The 14,862-nt window shown below is 69.7% G+C and carries 19 protein-coding genes and 1 tRNA gene; 9 read left to right on the top strand and 11 right to left on the bottom strand.

The features are described 5' to 3' along the window. Nucleotides 1–41 precede the first annotated feature (41 nt). From HNR51_RS14315 to HNR51_RS14295, 5 genes are all read right to left on the bottom strand, one after another. Nucleotides 42–233: a hypothetical protein gene (locus HNR51_RS14315; RefSeq protein ID WP_012455975.1), complete on the bottom strand. Its 192-nt coding sequence runs from the start codon at nt 231–233 to the stop codon at nt 42–44. A gap of 106 nt (nt 234–339) precedes the next feature. Next, nucleotides 340–774 (bottom strand): tellurite resistance TerB family protein, encoded by a 435-nt coding sequence (locus HNR51_RS14310; RefSeq protein WP_012455976.1) that lies wholly within the window; start codon nt 772–774, stop codon nt 340–342. 107 nt (nt 775–881) lie between these two features. Continuing rightward, entirely contained in the window at nt 882–1,649 is a 768-nt protein-coding gene (locus HNR51_RS14305) for an ABC transporter ATP-binding protein (RefSeq protein WP_182555332.1), read from the bottom strand. A gap of 38 nt (nt 1,650–1,687) precedes the next feature. Beyond that, nucleotides 1,688–2,440 carry an ABC transporter permease gene (locus HNR51_RS14300; protein WP_012455978.1) on the bottom strand — a complete coding sequence of 251 codons (753 nt, stop codon included), beginning with the start codon at nt 2,438–2,440 and terminating at the stop codon, nt 1,688–1,690. Nucleotides 2,441–2,456: 16 nt separating this feature from the next. After that, nucleotides 2,457–3,482 (bottom strand): ABC transporter substrate-binding protein, encoded by a 1,026-nt coding sequence (locus tag HNR51_RS14295; protein ID WP_182555331.1) that lies wholly within the window; start codon nt 3,480–3,482, stop codon nt 2,457–2,459. 197 nt (nt 3,483–3,679) lie between these two features. Here HNR51_RS14295 and HNR51_RS14290 point away from each other — a divergent pair, with 197 nt between their 5' ends. Next, on the top strand, nt 3,680–4,117 hold the full coding sequence (locus HNR51_RS14290; protein WP_012455980.1) for a DUF3597 domain-containing protein: 438 nt from the start codon (nt 3,680–3,682) through the stop codon (nt 4,115–4,117). A gap of 62 nt (nt 4,118–4,179) precedes the next feature. Here the strand turns inward: HNR51_RS14290 and HNR51_RS14285 are convergent. Next, a tRNA-Ile gene (locus HNR51_RS14285) sits at nt 4,180–4,255 on the bottom strand. A 272-nt stretch (nt 4,256–4,527) separates the two neighbouring features. Then, nucleotides 4,528–4,719 (bottom strand): hypothetical protein, encoded by a 192-nt coding sequence (locus tag HNR51_RS14280; RefSeq protein ID WP_012455981.1) that lies wholly within the window; start codon nt 4,717–4,719, stop codon nt 4,528–4,530. Between the two features lie 183 nt (nt 4,720–4,902). Here HNR51_RS14280 and HNR51_RS14275 point away from each other — a divergent pair, with 183 nt between their 5' ends. Further along, nucleotides 4,903–5,115: a hypothetical protein gene (locus HNR51_RS14275; RefSeq protein ID WP_012455982.1), complete on the top strand. Its 213-nt coding sequence runs from the start codon at nt 4,903–4,905 to the stop codon at nt 5,113–5,115. A 37-nt stretch (nt 5,116–5,152) separates the two neighbouring features. On the opposite strand, the gene HNR51_RS14270 is transcribed toward HNR51_RS14275, so the two are convergent. The 3 genes from HNR51_RS14270 to mntR all read right to left on the bottom strand — a co-directional run bounded on the left by HNR51_RS14270 (nt 5,153) and on the right by mntR (nt 6,347). Beyond that, complete coding sequence (locus tag HNR51_RS14270; RefSeq protein WP_012455983.1) at nt 5,153–5,356, bottom strand: hypothetical protein; 204 nt, start codon at nt 5,354–5,356, stop codon at nt 5,153–5,155. A gap of 101 nt (nt 5,357–5,457) precedes the next feature. Next, entirely contained in the window at nt 5,458–5,766 is a 309-nt protein-coding gene (locus HNR51_RS14265) for a hypothetical protein (protein ID WP_141953126.1), read from the bottom strand. 44 nt (nt 5,767–5,810) lie between these two features. Further along, nucleotides 5,811–6,347 (bottom strand): manganese-binding transcriptional regulator MntR, encoded by a 537-nt coding sequence (mntR, locus tag HNR51_RS14260; protein WP_041371650.1) that lies wholly within the window; start codon nt 6,345–6,347, stop codon nt 5,811–5,813. Nucleotides 6,348–6,754: 407 nt separating this feature from the next. Between mntR and HNR51_RS14255 the strand changes: the two genes are divergently transcribed. Then, on the top strand, nt 6,755–8,089 hold the full coding sequence (locus tag HNR51_RS14255) for an Nramp family divalent metal transporter (RefSeq protein WP_152278178.1): 1,335 nt from the start codon (nt 6,755–6,757) through the stop codon (nt 8,087–8,089). A gap of 12 nt (nt 8,090–8,101) precedes the next feature. On the opposite strand, the gene HNR51_RS14250 is transcribed toward HNR51_RS14255, so the two are convergent. Continuing rightward, nucleotides 8,102–8,995, bottom strand: coding sequence for a LysR family transcriptional regulator (locus HNR51_RS14250; RefSeq protein WP_012455987.1), 894 nt, complete (start codon nt 8,993–8,995; stop codon nt 8,102–8,104). 173 nt (nt 8,996–9,168) lie between these two features. Between HNR51_RS14250 and HNR51_RS14245 the strand changes: the two genes are divergently transcribed. The 6 genes from HNR51_RS14245 (at nt 9,169) to HNR51_RS14220 (ending at nt 14,795) form a co-directional block, all read left to right on the top strand. Continuing rightward, nucleotides 9,169–10,494, top strand: a complete 1,326-nt coding sequence (locus HNR51_RS14245) for an SLC13 family permease (RefSeq protein ID WP_182555330.1) — start codon at nt 9,169–9,171, stop codon at nt 10,492–10,494. A 133-nt stretch (nt 10,495–10,627) separates the two neighbouring features. Beyond that, nucleotides 10,628–11,029 carry a succinate dehydrogenase, cytochrome b556 subunit gene (gene sdhC, locus HNR51_RS14240; protein WP_182555329.1) on the top strand — a complete coding sequence of 134 codons (402 nt, stop codon included), beginning with the start codon at nt 10,628–10,630 and terminating at the stop codon, nt 11,027–11,029. A gap of 11 nt (nt 11,030–11,040) precedes the next feature. After that, nucleotides 11,041–11,460: a succinate dehydrogenase, hydrophobic membrane anchor protein gene (gene sdhD, locus HNR51_RS14235; RefSeq protein ID WP_012455990.1), complete on the top strand. Its 420-nt coding sequence runs from the start codon at nt 11,041–11,043 to the stop codon at nt 11,458–11,460. 32 nt (nt 11,461–11,492) lie between these two features. Further along, nucleotides 11,493–13,310: a succinate dehydrogenase flavoprotein subunit gene (sdhA, locus tag HNR51_RS14230; RefSeq protein WP_182555328.1), complete on the top strand. Its 1,818-nt coding sequence runs from the start codon at nt 11,493–11,495 to the stop codon at nt 13,308–13,310. A 22-nt stretch (nt 13,311–13,332) separates the two neighbouring features. Then, nucleotides 13,333–13,902, top strand: a complete 570-nt coding sequence (locus HNR51_RS14225) for a hypothetical protein (protein ID WP_239681597.1) — start codon at nt 13,333–13,335, stop codon at nt 13,900–13,902. A 68-nt stretch (nt 13,903–13,970) separates the two neighbouring features. Continuing rightward, nucleotides 13,971–14,795, top strand: a complete 825-nt coding sequence (locus HNR51_RS14220) for a succinate dehydrogenase iron-sulfur subunit (RefSeq protein WP_012455995.1) — start codon at nt 13,971–13,973, stop codon at nt 14,793–14,795. The last annotated feature ends 67 nt before the right edge of the window (nt 14,796–14,862 follow it).

Here is a 14,862-nt window from a genome sequence, read left to right as displayed (position 1 = left end):
ACCGGGGCCTCCCGGCCCCGCCCGGCCCGCCCCGGCGGCGCTCAATCGTAATCGAGATCGAGCGAGCGCTCGAAGGCGAGGGCGCTCATCTCCCGCCCCTTGGGATCGGCGACGGAGATGTTGCGGAAGCCGCGCCCCGCCAGTTCCCAGGTCTTCTCGAGCGCCTGCTCGTCCGTGCCGCACGCGAAGGTCAGCGTGCGGCCGGCGGGATCCGTTCCCGTCACCTTGTACATGGCCGCTCTCCTGTCCGAGCGGTGATACATCCCGCGCGCCGTCCCGGCGATGGGGTCGCGCGGACGTCGTTGCGGTGGGGCAGGGGAAGGCCGCGTCCGCCCGGCGTCAGCCCAGCAGCGCCGCCTTGTCCACGTCGAGCGCCCGGGCCAGCTCGTCGAGCACCGCGTGCTCGCTCTGCGTGATGCCGCCCTTGTCGGCCACGTCCGCGGCGATGAGGAAGACGTGCTGGCGCTGCTCCAGGGGGCGGTCGGCGATGGCGGCGACGTGCTGGCTGTTCTCCAGGCGCCCGGCGCGCAGCTCCGCGCGGGCCAGCGCCTCGAACAGCGCCTGCTCCAGAGCGAGCGTGTCGTAGGATTTCTGGAGGATCGGATTGGCCCGCATGCTGACGAGGGCGGCCTCGATCTCCTCGTCATCGGTGTCGCCGTCGGCCACAATCACGTTGGCCGCGGCGGAGACCGCCGCCTGCATGAACGTGGCATCGCCCGCATAGGACATCACCACCCGGTTGAGGCGGACGAGCGCGTCCTGAAAAAACCCCATCCTGCCCTCTCCGAGACCCGATTCGAGCCCCTTGCCGGGGCCCTTGAGCGGGACGATGGTTCCAATGCGGACGGCCAACCGTCAAGGTGTCAAGCTTGACGGACGCCCTACAGTTCCGCCGAGCGCCGCGACAGTTCCGCCCGGAGATGGCGGGCCGCCTCGACCAGGGCGGCATCCCGGCGCTGGCGCGGACGGGGCGGGGCGAGGGTGACGTCCGCCGCGATCCGGCCGGGGCTGCCGGCCAGCACCACGACCCGATCGGCGAGGTAGACCGCCTCGTCGATGTCGTGGGTCACGAACAGCACCGTCTTGCCGGTCTGCGCCTTGATGCGCTGGATCTCGTCCTGAAGGCCCTCGCGGGTGAAGCTGTCGAGCGCCGAGAACGGCTCGTCCATCAGCAGCACCTCGGGCTCCACCGCGAGCGCCCGGGCGATGGCGACGCGCTGGCGCTGACCGCCGGAGAGCTGGTGCGGCCAGCGCCCGGCGAGGTCGGACAGCCCGACGAGCTTGAGCATCGCCGCCGCCCGCGCGCGGCGCTCAGGCTTCGACAGGCCGTGCCGCTCCAGGCCGAAGGCGACGTTGTCGATCACCCGCCGCCAGGGCAGCAGCCGCGCATCCTGGAACACGAGCGCCATCGGCGTGAGCGTGCCGGGATCGGTCTCGAGACGGACCGTGCCGCTGCTGGGCTTGGCGAGATCGATCAGCACCCGCAGGAGCGTCGATTTGCCGACACCGGATTCGCCGACGATGACGAGAAACTGTCCGCGCGGCACCGCGAGGTCGAGGGCGGAGAGGATCTCGGTGCGCCGCCCGTCGCGCGCGTAGGCGAGGCTCAGGCCCCGGATGTCGATGATGGGCGGTTGCGTCGAACTCATCGTCGAACTCATCGGAGCCGAACTCGTCTGAGCCGAACTCATGCGCGCCACCGCAGCAGCCAGCCCTGCAGGGCGACGAAGCCGGTATCGAACAGGCCGTAGAGCGCGGCCATGGTGAGCATGTAGACCACGACGATATCGGTGGAGAGGAGCGAGGAGGCCTGCATCATCCGCGCGCCGATGCCGGGCACGCCGAAGATCTCGGCGGCGACCACCGCCATCCAAGCCTGGCCGAGCGCCGTGCGCAGGCCGACGAGGATGCCGGGGGTGGCCGCCGGCAGCAGGATCTTGGTGAGCCGGGCGAGGGGACCGCGGAAGCCGAAGGCCTGGGCCACCTCGATCAGGTCGCGATCGACGCCGCGCACCGCGCCTTGCGTGGCGAAGAACACGATCCAGAACACGCCGATGGCGATGATGAACACGGCGGCCGAGGGCTGGACGCCGAACCAGATGATGGCGAAGGGCACCCAGGCGAGGCCGGGAATCGGGCGCAGCAGCCGCACGACCCAGGCGGTCAGGCTCTCGAACCAGCCGAACATGCCCGAGGCCAGACCGAGGGCGATGCCCGCGAGCGCGCCCGCGCCGAGCCCGACGACGTAGTGGCTCAGGCTCTCCACGACCGCCCGCGGCCACGCCCCGCCGGACACCTCCCGGGCGAAGGCGGCGGGAATGGAGGAGGGCGGCGGCAGGAAGGCCGGATTGACGAGGTCGAGCCGGGGGGCCGCCTCCCACAGAGCGAGGAAGGCGGCGAGCCCCACGGCCGCCAGGGCGGCCGAGCGGAACGAGGTCATGACGGGGCGATCGCGATCAGGGCTTCGGCGCAGGCTTCTTGGCCGCGTCGAACGGCTTGGTGTCGAACAGGCCGTCGATCGGCGCCTCCTTGTCGAGGGTGCCGATCGAGACTTGGTAGGCCTGCATCTGCCTCGTCGCCTCGATGATCGTGCGCGGGTCGGCGACGAACTTCGCGGCCGGCGAGGAGAGGGCCTTCTGGATCGTGGCGACATCCGTGATGCCCTTGCCCAGCGCCGCCTCGACCGGCGGCGCGGCGCGGGCCGGATCGGCCTTGAGGAGATCGGTCGCCCTCACGAGCGCCGAGACGAGGCCCTCCACCGCCTTCGGGTTGGCATCGGCGAACTTGCCGTAGACGGCGACCACCGTGCCCGGCTGGTCGGGGAACATCTCAGCCCCCGTGGCGATCAGCGTGATCTTCGGGTTGCGGCCCTGGACGATGGTGAGCGCCGGCTCGCGGATCGAGGCGCCGTCGACGGCCCCGGCGAGCAGCGCCTGCTGGGTGGCGTCGATGCCCATGGCGACGATCTCGACATCGGCCTTGTCAGCCTTCGCCACCTGCCACAGCCAGTGCTGGAGGGTGGTGTTGGGCACCGAGCCCGGCGGCTGCGTGGCGAGCCGGGCGGGGCGGCCCTCCTTGGCCTTGAACTGCTTGAACGCCTCGGCCTTGCTCGGAGCGGAGGCGAAATAGGGCGCGAGCTTGGGGGCTGCCACGAACACCATCTCCTCGACGGCGGTGGCGGCTACGACCCGCACGTCGATCCCCTTGGTGCGGGCGACCGCCAGCGGGGCGATGCCGGCGACGTAGACGTCGATCGTGCCCGACGCCAGCGCCTGGATCATGTTCGGGCCCGACTCGAAGGTGGTGAAGGCGGGCGCCAGCCCGGCCTCCTTCAGCCAGCCCTCGCCGTTGGCGACGAAGACGGGTGCAGCCCCGATCACGGGGATGACGCCGATGCGAACGGGCACGGTCTGCGCGGCGAGCGGCGTGGAAAGGGCGAGAAGCCCTGCCACCAGGGCGAAGGCCTTGAAGGGATTGCGCATCGAAACGGGTTCCAGGGGGCCGGATGGCGCTTCCCATGGCACAGCGGGCGCAATCTTCCAATTGCCGCGGCCCGATCGGGCCGCCTGCCGGCCCCGATGCTTTGCCGGCCTGCGACGGAACGGCGCTTCGATTCCTGCCGTTAACTGAGCCGAAGCGGCCGGTCAGGTCGCGCGACAGCAACGGGAAACCTCACGCCATGAGCCTCATCGGCAGCATCGTCAGCAAGATCCTCCATCCGTTCGGCTCGTCGGAGGCGCAGGCCGCCGAGGCGAACACGTCGTCGTCGAAGCCCTCCGAGACCCAGGCCCAGCCGTCCTCCGGCGGCGGCAGCGCCCCGGCCTCCACCCCCACCAGCGGCGGCACGTCCTCCGGTGGATCGGTCGATGTCGAGGCCGTGCTCAACGACCTGGCCGCGAAGAACCCGCAGAAGCTGAACTGGCGCACCTCGATCGTCGATCTGATGAAGCTGCTCGACCTGGATTCGAGCCTGCACGCCCGCCAGCAGCTGGCCGACGAGCTGCACTACACCGGCGACAAGAACGACTCGGCCTCGATGAACGTCTGGCTGCACAAGCAGGTCATCAAGAAGCTCGAGGAGAACGGCGGCAAGGTCCCGGCCGACCTCAAGGACTGATCCGCGATCCGGCGCGCGGTCCGATCCGGGACCGCGCGAACGGCTGATCGATCGGGGAAGGGTGGTGGGCCCGGCAGGACTCGAACCTGCAACCAGACCGTTATGAGCGGTCGGCTCTAACCATTGAGCTACAGGCCCTTCGGCTTGCCTGCCATCAACTTACACCCGAGACTGACCTTCGAAGACAGCTTGGGCAACAGAAACGACGACAGAAACCCCGCGTGTGAGTAGCCGGGGCGGGGGCCAGCGGCAAGCCCTGAGGCTGCCGGCGCCCCCGCACCGAAACCTGCGGATCCGTTCGGACCGTCGCCGTCTCCGGGGGTCTCGATCCATCCAAGCGCCGACACCTGCCCCTCGGACGGATCGTGTCGTGCTGAAGCAGCGCTCGGCCCGGAGCAAAGGTGGGGCGATCAGCGTTTCGGCCGCCGGTCCTCCTGCGTTTCCGGCTTGGGATCCTTCGAGGGATCGGGGTTGTCCTCGGGTCTGACCGTCGCCCCGGGCGTGCCCTTGCCGGGATGGCCCGTCTGCTCGTCGATGTTGCCGAGGGCGCCGCCTTCGCGCGTCCTGCCCGCCTCCGCGCCCGGCTTCTCCGGCTTCCTCATGACGTCCTCCCGCTCGCGGCGCCGAGCGCCTCACCGCCGGAGAACGCGCGGCGGGGCCCTTTGGAACCGCGCAATTTGCATTATGATGCAGAATTGGAGGGCGGAGCAGGCGGCTTTTCCCGTCGCGCGCTCGCGATCCGGGGCCGGCTGCCCTATGCTCGACGTTCACAGCAGGAGAATGCCATGCGCTACACCGTTCACTGGACCGCGCCGTCCGGCCCCTCCAGGGAGCCGCACGCCCTCGGCACCCGGGCGGCCGAGCGGGCCATGACCTTCGCGAGCATGGGTGCCGCGGATGTCTACGTGGAGACCAACGACGGACGCGTGTTCCGGGCGCCGGCGCAGATGGCCGCCCTCGTCCAGTACGCGCAGACCGCCGACGCCGATCAGGTCTGAGCCGCGCGGCGTCCGCGGCTTGGCCCGGCCGGGGCGATCAGGCGCCGATGAGCTGCCACTCGAAGACGAGCTGGCGCAGCCGCGCCTGGGCGGCCCGGCGGGCCTCGTCGAAGGTCGCGTAGCTCTGCGGACCGTAGCGCCGCGGCGCGCCCTTCTCGATGATGGAACAGACGAAGCGGCCCGGACGCCGCCAGCAGGGCCGCACGTCGATGGAGTAGGGGTGGTCGTTCCGGTCAGCCATCCGGGCATGGTGCCATGCCCCCCGGCCTCGACCAAGGCGCCGCGGCGCCACGCGGCCCTCACATTTGCTTGCACGCCTGCGTCAGTGCCGACGGGCGGTCCTCAGGCCTCGTCCTGATCCTGCGCCGGCCGCAGGGACCGCTCGATCGTCTCCAGAACGGTCTTCGCCAGCACTGCGTCGGGATCGTCGCGGAACAGCACGTCGCGCAGCATGGCGAGATAGCCTTCGAGGCGCTCGTCGTAATGGTCGGAATCGATCGAGCGCAGCACGCTCGCCAGGAAGCCCACCGCCATCTGGTGCGCCACCTGTTTGGCGCCGAGTTCGGCGAGCCCCTCGGCGAGGTTCGTCACCGCCGCATCGTGCCGGGCACTGACGGCGGCGAGCGCGGCGAGCTGCTGGGTCTGGTCCATCGGAATCAGGTCCTCGGAAGGCGCGGGCGGTCAGGATCCAGCGGTCAGGATGAAGCCGAAAGCTTCGCGTCGGCGAAGCGGCGGAACGCTTCCAGCGTCTCGGCGCTCACATGGTGCTCGATGCCCTCCGCATCGCGGCGCGCCGTCTCGGCGCTGACCCCCACGGCGCACAGGAAGCGCTCGACGATGCGATGGCGTTCCCGCGACTGCTCGGCCAGCGCCTGCCCCGCCGCCGTGAGGAAGACGCCGCGATAGGGACGCTGCTGCACGAGGCCATCCTCGGCCAGACGCTTGAGCATCTTGGCGACCGTCGGCTGGGCCACGCCGAGGCGGGCGGCGATATCGACCTGCCGGGCCTCGCCGCCGTCGCCGATCAGGTCGGCGATCAGCTCGACGTAATCCTCGACGAGTTCGAGGCGGCGCGCCTCGCGGGCCTGGCGGAAGCTCTCGACATGGACCTCCGCATCCACGAGCGGCGCGTCCGCACCCGCCCGGAGCGGCTCCCTTCCCGGCTCCCTTCCCGGTTCTCCTGCCGGTTCCCTTGCCGCCTCTTGCCCCATCTCTCGCGGTGCATCCTGCATCGGGCGGCGGGCTCCTCCATTGCCGGGCGCGGCCTGGCCGGCCGGCCCCCATCATCGTCGAAAGTCTCGTCCGACACGTCCCGTGCCCCGGTCGCGCCCGGTGAGGGCGACCGATCCGACGGTGTCTCGTGGGGCGGTTCGTGCCGAGCTGTTTAACCTATGCGCCCCGCGGCCGGAAACCCGGCAAGGCCCTTCGCGATCCACTCTCCTGATCCCGCCTTCGATCCGCCCTTGATCTCAGCTTCGGCACAGCTTTATAGCTGAAGCTATAAGACCGTGCCGCCCGCACCGCCCGCGGATCGGGGGGCCGGCTCTCCCGCCTCGCACCGCCGTGTCGGCCCTCTCATCCGGGAGCGTCGTCACCGGGGCAGGGGACGGCGAACACCCCGATGCGAATGGAAGCGGTGATGGATCAGGTTCGGCCGGCGCCGCCCGGGCAGGCCTCCGCGGAGCCGAGTCTCGGCGCCCTCAACGGCAGCGTGCCGGTGCGCGCGGGCGGGTCCTGGCTGTGGCGGCTCTTCGCCTTCCTCGGCCCGGGCTACATGATCTCGGTCGGCTACATGGACCCGGGCAACTGGGCCACCGACATCGCCGGCGGCGCCCAGTTCGGCTACACCCTGCTCTCCGTCATCCTGCTCTCGAACCTGATGGCGATCGTGCTGCAGGCGCTCGCCGCGCGGCTCGGCATCGCCACCGGCCTCGACCTCGCCCAGGCCTGCCGCGAGCGCACCTCGCGGCCGGTCAGCATCGCCCTGTGGCTGATCTGCGAGGCGGCGATCATCGCCTGCGACCTCGCCGAAGTCATCGGCACGGCGATCGCCCTCAAGCTGCTGTTCGGCATCCCGCTGACGCTGGGCGCCCTCATCACCGCGCTCGACGTGTTCGTGGTGCTGCTGCTCCTGCGCCGGGGCTTCCGGGCGCTGGAGGCCTTCGTGATCGGCCTCCTGACGATCATCTTCGTCTGTTTCGGCCTGCAGATCGCGATGGCCGCGCCGCCGCTCCAGGCGGTGCTCGGCGGCTTCGTGCCCTCGAGGGAGATCGTGACCAACCCGGCCGCGCTCTACATCGCCATCGGCATCATCGGGGCCACCGTGATGCCGCACAACCTCTACCTCCACTCCTCGATCGTGCAGACGCGGGCCTATCCCCGCACCGACGAGGGCCGCCGCGAGGCCCTGCGCTTCGCCGTCACCGACTCGACGGTGGCGCTGATGCTGGCGCTGTTCGTCAACGCCGCGATCCTGATCATGGCGGCGTCGGTGTTCCACGCGGGCGGGCGCACCGATGTCGAGGAGATCGAGCAGGCCTACGAACTGCTCTCGCCGCTGCTCGGCGTCGGCCTCGCCTCGACCCTGTTCGCCGTGGCCCTACTGGCGTCGGGCCTCAACTCGACGGTGACGGCGACGCTCGCCGGCCAGATCGTGATGGAGGGATTCCTGCGGCTGCGCCTGCCGCCGTTTGCCCGGCGGCTGGTGACCCGGGGCATCGCCATCGTGCCGGTGGTGGTCGTCACCGCCCTCTACGGCGAGCAGGGCACCGCCCGGCTTCTCGTGCTGAGCCAGGTCGTGCTCTCGATGCAGTTGCCCTTCGCGGTGATCCCGCTGGTGCACTTCGTCTCGGATCGGCGGCTGATGGGCCGCTTCGTGATCCCGGGCTGGCTGAAGGGGCTGTCCTGGGTCATCGCCGCCATCATCGTGGTGCTGAACCTGAAGCTGCTGGTCGACACGCTCGCCGGCAGCTGACGCCGCCTCGCCTCACGCGTCGGCGGCGCGCAGGTGTGCCACGAAGTCCTGCGCGAAGGGTGGCAGGCCCGCGAGATCGCGCAGGCAGAGCTTGAGGTCGCGCGCCGCCCAAGCGTCTTCCAGGGGTACGAGGGCGATCTCCATCGTGCGCCACGCCCGCCGCGCCGTGGTCTCCGGCACGATGCCGAGGCCGACGCCGCATTCCACGAGGCGGCAGACGGCATCGAAGCTGCGCAACTGCACCCGTAGCCGCATCGGCCGGCCGATGCGGGAGGCCTTCTCCGCGAGGAAGCGAGTCAGCGCGCTCGGCCGGTCGAGGCCGACGAGGTCGTGCTCCAGCACCTCCGCGAAGCCGAGGCTGCCGCGGCGGGCCAGGGCATGGCCGGTCGCGATCACCACGACGAAGCGGTCGTGGCGGAAGGGGAAGGTCTGGAGCGTCCCGGTGTCGACGGTGCCCGCGACGATGCCGAGATCGGCCGCCCCGTCGGCCACCATGCCGACGATCTCGTCGGAGGTGCGCTCCTCGATATCGACGCTGATGCCGGTGTGGAGCGCCAGATAGGCGGAGAGCGCCTCGGGCAGGAATTCGGTGAGCGCGTTGGTGTTCGACAGGACCCGGATCTGGCCCACCGCACCTCCGGCAAACACAGAGAGATCACCCTGCAGCCGCTCGATCTGCCCCAAGATCTCGCGGGCATGGGCCAGCAGGGCGCGGCCGGCGGGCGTCGGCGTCACGCCCTGGCGCCCGCGCAGCAGGAGGGCGGCGCCGAGCGACGCCTCCATCGCCCTGACCCGCGCCGAGGCGGCGGCGAGCGCGAGGTTCGCCCGCTCCGCGCCGTGTGTGATCGAGCCCGCCTCGACGATGTGACGGAACAGGCTCAGATCGACGAGGTCGAAGCGCATCATGGGTGAGCCCGGTTACAAACCTCGGATGCCTGCTTTCGCGCGACGTGGAGCCAGGATCCGCCATACGGTCTATCACGCCCTCGTGAGCGCGGCACCAGCCTTCGCGAACGGCGAAGGCACCCACCACCAAAGCCGAATTGCGAACGGTTCCAATTCGCGTTTGAAGCGCGCCCATGGGAGCTGCAGCCGCCAGCATCATCGGGGGACAGGGCACGGTCGTCGCGGCCGGGGGCCTGCTCGTGCTGTGCATGGGGCTGTGGGCGACCGGCCTCGTGGCCGAGATCGTCACCGCGCTGATGTTCTTCGCCCTGGCGATGCTGCTCAAGCTCGCCCCGGCGCAGACGGTGTTTTCCGGTTTCGCCTCCTCCGCCTTCTGGCTGGTGACGAGCGGCATGGTGGTCGGGCTCGCCATGAACCGCACCGGCCTGGGCGACCGGCTGGCACGCGCGCTGGCCGTGCGGCTGCCGGCCTCCTATCCGGGCTTCGTCGCCGGGCTCGTCGCCTTCTCCTTCGCGCTCGCCTTCGTCATGCCGTCCAATCTCGGGCGCATCGCCCTGATGGTGCCGGTGGTGATCGCGCTGTGCGACGCCTTCGGGCTCGAGGCCGGGCGGCCGGGCCGGACGGGGGCTTTGCTCGCCTTCGGCGTGGCGACGCCGATGCTCTCGGCGGCAATCCTGCCCGCCAACGTGCCCAACCTCGTCATGGCCGGCACCGCCGAGACGCTGTTTGGGATCCACCTCAACTATCTGCCCTATCTCTTTCTGCACGCTCCCGTTCTGGGGTTCGTGAAGGGCGCGCTGCTGGTCGCCTGCACGGTGCTGATCTTCCCCGATCGACTCGACGGGAAGCGGCCCGAACTGGCCCCGCTGCCGCCGCCCTCGGGCGCGGAGCGGCGCCTCTCCGTGATCCTCGCGGTGATGCTGGCACTCTGGCTCACCGACGGCTGGCACGGCATCCCGCCCGCCTGGATCGGTCTGGCCGCGGCGGTGATCTGCCTGCTGCCGCGCATCGGCGTCCTGTCGTCCCAGAGCTTCGGTGAGATCCCGTTACGAACCTGCTTCTACGTCGCCGCCCTGTTCGGGCTGACGGCCACCGTCAACGAGACCGGGCTCGGGGCCGATCTCGGCCACGCGCTCCTCTCGGTCGCCCCGCTTGAGCCGGGCGCACCCGCCAAGAACTTCGCGACGCTGACCGGCCTGTCGATCGGCTTCCTGTTCACCGCCACCGCCAACGGCGCGCCGGCCCTCTACACGGCGCTGGCGGAGGAGTTTTCGCAGGCCAGCGGCTTCGACCTGATGAGCGTGCTGATGGTTCAGGTGGTCGGCTACTCGACCCTGTTCCTGCCCTATCAGGCCCCGCCGATCATCATGACGATAGATCTCGGGCGCCTCTCGCTCGCCGATGCCACCAAGCTGACGCTGGCCACGGGCGTCGCGTCGCTGCTGATCGCGACCCCGCTCGCCTATCTCTGGTTCAGGCTGACCGGGAGGCTCGCGTGAGCATGAGACAGATCCGCGCGATCGTCAGCTTGACCAATGCTGCACTGCAGCACGGCCATTGCCGCACAGAGCCCGCCGCCCTAACCCTTCCCTGGAATTTATCCAGTCTTCGACGCGAGGATCGTGAGCCGCGATGAACCCAACCGTCAGACCTACGGTCGCCCAGCCGCTCTCGCCCCATCTCCAGATCTACCGCTGGACCTGGACCATGGCGATGTCGGTGTTCCACCGCATCACCGGCACGGCGCTCTACGGCGGCACCTTCCTCGTCGCGGTCTGGCTCGTGGCGCTCGCCTCCGGTCCGCGCGCCTACGACACGGTGGCGTGGTTCTTCGGCTCGCTGATCGGGCGCGCGATCCTGTTCGCCTACACCTGGGTGCTGATGCACCACATGCTCGGCGGCATCCGCCACTTCATCTGGGACGCGGGCTACGGCTTCGACCGTGACCGGCGCCTCGGGCTCGCCCGCGCCACGCTGATCGGCTCCGTCACCCTGACCGTCGTGATCTGGGCGATCGCCCTGCTCGTGCGCTGAGAGGCTCGCCCATGTCCCAGGTCGATAACCGCCAGAACACCGCGCTCTCGATGCGCACGCCCCGCGCCCGGGTGAAGGGGCTCGGCGCCTCGGGCCACGGGGCCAGTCATTTCTGGCTGCAGCGCCTGACCGGCGCCTCGAACGCCCTCCTGATGCTCGCCTTCGTCGTCATCATCGCCTTGATGGCCGGGCGGACCTACCCGCAGGCGGTCGCGCTGGTGTCGCACCCGCTCGTTGCGATCATCCTGATCCTGGCCGTGGTGTCGGTGACGATCCACATGCGTCTGGGGATGCAGACGGTGATCGAGGACTACGTCCACAGCCACGGCCTCAAGTTCGCGGCGCTCATCGCCAACACCTTCTACGCGGTCGCGGTGGCCGCCGCCTGCCTCTACGCGATCATCCGCGTGAGCCTGGGCGGCCTCGCCTGATCGCCGTCATCGAAACCGAGGATTCATCGCCCATGGCCTCCAACGGATCGAACGGCGGCACCCCCGCCTATGCCATCACCGACCACACCTTCGACGTGGTGATCGTCGGCGCCGGCGGCGCGGGCCTGCGCGCCACGGTCGGCTGCTCGCAAGCCGGCCTCCGCACCGCCTGCATCACCAAGGTCTTCCCCACCCGCTCGCACACCGTTGCGGCGCAGGGCGGCATCTCGGCCTCGCTCGGCAATATGGGCCCGGACGACTGGCGCTGGCACATGTACGACACCGTGAAGGGCTCGGACTGGCTCGGCGACCAGGACGCGATCGAGTACCTCGTGCGCAACGCGCCCGCCGCCGTCTACGAGCTGGAGCATTGGGGCGTCCCGTTCTCGCGGACGGAGGAAGGCAAGATCTACCAGCGGCCCTTCGGCGGCATGACCACCGATTACGGCAAGGGCACCGCGCAGCGCACCTGCGCCGCGGCCGACCGCACCGGCCACGCCATGCTCCACACGCTCTACGGGCAGGCGGTGAAGAACAAGACCCAGTTCTTCATCGAGTACTTCGCCCTCGACCTGATCATGGACGAGGACGGACGCTGCCGCGGCGTCATCGCCATCGATCAGGCCACCGGCGAGATCCACCGCTTCCGCGCCCAGCAGACGATCCTGGCCACCGGCGGCTACGGCCGCGCCTACTTCTCGGCGACCTCGGCCCATACCTGCACCGGCGACGGCAACGCCATGGTGCTGCGCGCCGGCCTGCCGCTGCAGGACATGGAGTTCGTGCAGTTCCACCCGACCGGCATCTACGGCGCCGGCTGCCTCATCACCGAAGGGGCGCGGGGCGAGGGCGGCTACCTGACGAATTCCGAGGGCGAGCGCTTCATGGAGCGCTACGCGCCGTCGGCCAAGGATCTCGCCTCCCGCGACGTGGTCTCCCGCTCGATGACCATGGAGATCCGCGACGGCCGCGGCGTCGGCAAGGACGGGGACCACATCTTCCTGCACCTCGACCATCTCGACCCGAAGATCCTGCACGAGCGCCTGCCCGGCATCTCGGAGAGCGCGAAGATCTTCGCGGGCGTGGACGTGACCAAGGAGCCGATCCCGGTCCTGCCGACGGTCCATTACAACATGGGCGGCATCCCGACGAACTTCCACGGCGAGGTTCTGACCCTCAAGAACGGCGACCCCGACACCGTCGTGCCGGGCCTGATGGCGCTGGGCGAGGCGGCCTGCGTCTCGGTGCACGGCGCCAACCGCCTCGGCTCGAACTCGCTGATCGACCTCGTGGTGTTCGGCCGCGCCGCGGGCCTGCGCTGCGCCGACATCGTCGAGGCCGATGCTCGCCAGCCGGAACTGCCGAAGGACTCGGCCGACAAGGCGCTCGCGCGCCTCGACCACTTCCGCTACGCCGACGGCGCCACCCCGACCGCGCAGCTGCGCGACCGGATGCAGCGGACGATGCAGAACAACTGTGCCGTCTTCCGCACCGGCGAGGTGCTGGAGGAGGGCAAGGGTCTGATCCACGACGTCTGGCGCGGCGTCTCGGACATCAAGATCACCGACCGCTCGCTCGTTTGGAACACCGACCTGCTCGAGACGCTCGAATTCGACAATCTGATCGGCCAGGCGGTCGTGACGATGGAATCGGCGGTCAACCGCAAGGAGAGCCGCGGGGCGCATGCCCGCGAGGACTTCCCCGACCGCGACGACAAGGAGTGGATGAAGCACACCCTGGCGTGGCTCGATCAGTCCAAGCACGGCGTCGAGATCGATTACCGTCCGGTCCACACCTACACCATGTCGAACGACATCCAGTACATCGAGCCGAAGGCGCGGGTGTACTGATGCGGTGCGCGGCGGCCAAGCGGTGGAACGGGGGGCTCTGCGGGCGATGATCCCGGCCTCGCGCCCGATCGCCCGCGCTGCCTTTTGCGCCGCGGCAGCGCTGCTGTCGCCTCTGCCGGCGGCGGCACGGGGGCCGGACTTCGACTTCCCCGCGGCGGTCGCCGGCTTCGCCCGTGGCCCGCGTACGGATTACGAGTCCCGCGCGCCGGGCCTCGGCACCTCCGTCGCCTACACCAACGGTCGCTGGAAGGCGGACATCTACGTCTATGACGGCGGCGTCGGGAACATCCCCGACGGGCCGTCCTCGCCCCCGGTGACCGGGCAGCTCACGCAGGCGGCCGCCGACATCGGAACGGCGGTGGCGCAGGGCATCTATCGCGGCGCGGTGCAGGTGCCCGGCTCTGCCGGAGCCCGGCTCGCCTGCCGCGGCTTCACCATCGACCATCCGGCCCTTGGCCCCACCGAGAGCCTGCTCTGCCTCACCGGCCTGCGCGGGAAGTTCGTGAAATTCCGCCTGTCCGGTCCCGCCGCGAAGCCGCTTCCGAAGGCGGAGGCCGAGCGGTTCATGACCGACTGGCTCGACCGGCAATAGGTTTTCTCAAGATCGGAGCGCGCCGCAAGGCCGCCGCACCTCGAAGGCAAAGGAACAAGGCACAGGACATGGCCCAGTTCAATCTTCCGAAGAACTCCCAGGTCACTGAAGGCAGGAGCTGGCCGGCGCCGGACGGCGCCAAGAACGTGCAGGTGTTCCGGATCTACCGCTGGAATCCGGATGACGGGAAGAACCCGCGCATCGACACCTACCGGGTCGATCGCGACGATTGCGGCCCGATGGTCCTCGACGCGCTCCTGTGGATCAAGAACAAGGTCGATCCGACCCTGGTCTTCCGCCGCTCCTGCCGCGAGGGCATCTGCGGCTCCTGCGCCATGAACATCGAGGGCCAGAACGCGCTCGCCTGCACCATGGGCATCGACGAGTGCAAGACCCCCGACAACGCCCTGCCGTTCCTGACCCGCAAGGACAAGGACGGTGCGGTGCGGATCTATCCGCTGCCGCACATGCCGGTGCTCAAGGATCTCGTGCCGGACCTGACCAACTTCTACGCGCAGCACGCGGCGATCGAGCCCTGGCTCCAGACCGAGACGCCCGCACCCGAGAAGGAGTGGAAGCAGACCCCGGAGGACCGCGCCCGGCTCGACGGCCTCTACGAGTGCATCCTGTGCGCCTGCTGCACCACGAGCTGCCCGAGCTACTGGTGGAACGGCGACAAGTTTTTGGGTCCGGCGGCGCTGCTCCAGGCCTATCGCTGGCTGATCGACAGCCGCGACGAGAACACCGGCGAGCGCCTCGACGGGCTGCACGATCCGTTCCGGCTCTACCGCTGCCACACGATCATGAACTGCGCCAACACCTGCCCGAAGAACCTCAACCCGGCAAAAGCCATCGCCGAGATCAAGAAGATGATGGTCGAACGCGAGGTCTGATTTTCTCCAAGCACACCGCTTTTCTCCAAGCACCCCGCCTTTCGCGAGAGCCGCGTTCCGATCCGGG

It is taken from the genome of Methylorubrum thiocyanatum, from assembly GCA_014138645.1.
Taxonomy (GTDB): domain Bacteria; phylum Pseudomonadota; class Alphaproteobacteria; order Rhizobiales; family Beijerinckiaceae; genus Methylobacterium; species Methylobacterium thiocyanatum.
The sequence above is the reverse complement of the archived record's forward strand: the minus strand, read 5'-3'. Positions and strand labels throughout refer to the sequence as shown.

Bases quoted from the DNA above. Each gene is read 5' to 3' on its own strand.
- HNR51_RS14315 (WP_012455975.1), bottom strand. From the start codon at position 233: ATGTACAAGGTGACGGGAACGGATCCCGCCGGCCGCACGCTGACCTTC.
- HNR51_RS14310 (WP_012455976.1), bottom strand. From the start codon at position 774: ATGGGGTTTTTTCAGGACGCGCTCGTCCGCCTCAACCGGGTGGTGATG.
- HNR51_RS14305 (WP_182555332.1), bottom strand. From the start codon at position 1,649: ATGAGTTCGACGCAACCGCCCATCATCGACATCCGGGGCCTGAGCCTC.
- HNR51_RS14300 (WP_012455978.1), bottom strand. From the start codon at position 2,440: ATGACCTCGTTCCGCTCGGCCGCCCTGGCGGCCGTGGGGCTCGCCGCC.
- HNR51_RS14295 (WP_182555331.1), bottom strand. From the start codon at position 3,482: ATGCGCAATCCCTTCAAGGCCTTCGCCCTGGTGGCAGGGCTTCTCGCC.
- HNR51_RS14290 (WP_012455980.1), top strand. From the start codon at position 3,680: ATGAGCCTCATCGGCAGCATCGTCAGCAAGATCCTCCATCCGTTCGGC.
- HNR51_RS14280 (WP_012455981.1), bottom strand. From the start codon at position 4,719: ATGAGGAAGCCGGAGAAGCCGGGCGCGGAGGCGGGCAGGACGCGCGAA.
- HNR51_RS14275 (WP_012455982.1), top strand. From the start codon at position 4,903: ATGCGCTACACCGTTCACTGGACCGCGCCGTCCGGCCCCTCCAGGGAG.
- HNR51_RS14270 (WP_012455983.1), bottom strand. From the start codon at position 5,356: ATGGCTGACCGGAACGACCACCCCTACTCCATCGACGTGCGGCCCTGC.
- HNR51_RS14265 (WP_141953126.1), bottom strand. From the start codon at position 5,766: ATGGACCAGACCCAGCAGCTCGCCGCGCTCGCCGCCGTCAGTGCCCGG.
- mntR (WP_041371650.1), bottom strand. From the start codon at position 6,347: ATGCAGGATGCACCGCGAGAGATGGGGCAAGAGGCGGCAAGGGAACCG.
- HNR51_RS14255 (WP_152278178.1), top strand. From the start codon at position 6,755: ATGGATCAGGTTCGGCCGGCGCCGCCCGGGCAGGCCTCCGCGGAGCCG.
- HNR51_RS14250 (WP_012455987.1), bottom strand. From the start codon at position 8,995: ATGATGCGCTTCGACCTCGTCGATCTGAGCCTGTTCCGTCACATCGTC.
- HNR51_RS14245 (WP_182555330.1), top strand. From the start codon at position 9,169: ATGGGAGCTGCAGCCGCCAGCATCATCGGGGGACAGGGCACGGTCGTC.
- sdhC (WP_182555329.1), top strand. From the start codon at position 10,628: ATGAACCCAACCGTCAGACCTACGGTCGCCCAGCCGCTCTCGCCCCAT.
- sdhD (WP_012455990.1), top strand. From the start codon at position 11,041: ATGTCCCAGGTCGATAACCGCCAGAACACCGCGCTCTCGATGCGCACG.
- sdhA (WP_182555328.1), top strand. From the start codon at position 11,493: ATGGCCTCCAACGGATCGAACGGCGGCACCCCCGCCTATGCCATCACC.
- HNR51_RS14220 (WP_012455995.1), top strand. From the start codon at position 13,971: ATGGCCCAGTTCAATCTTCCGAAGAACTCCCAGGTCACTGAAGGCAGG.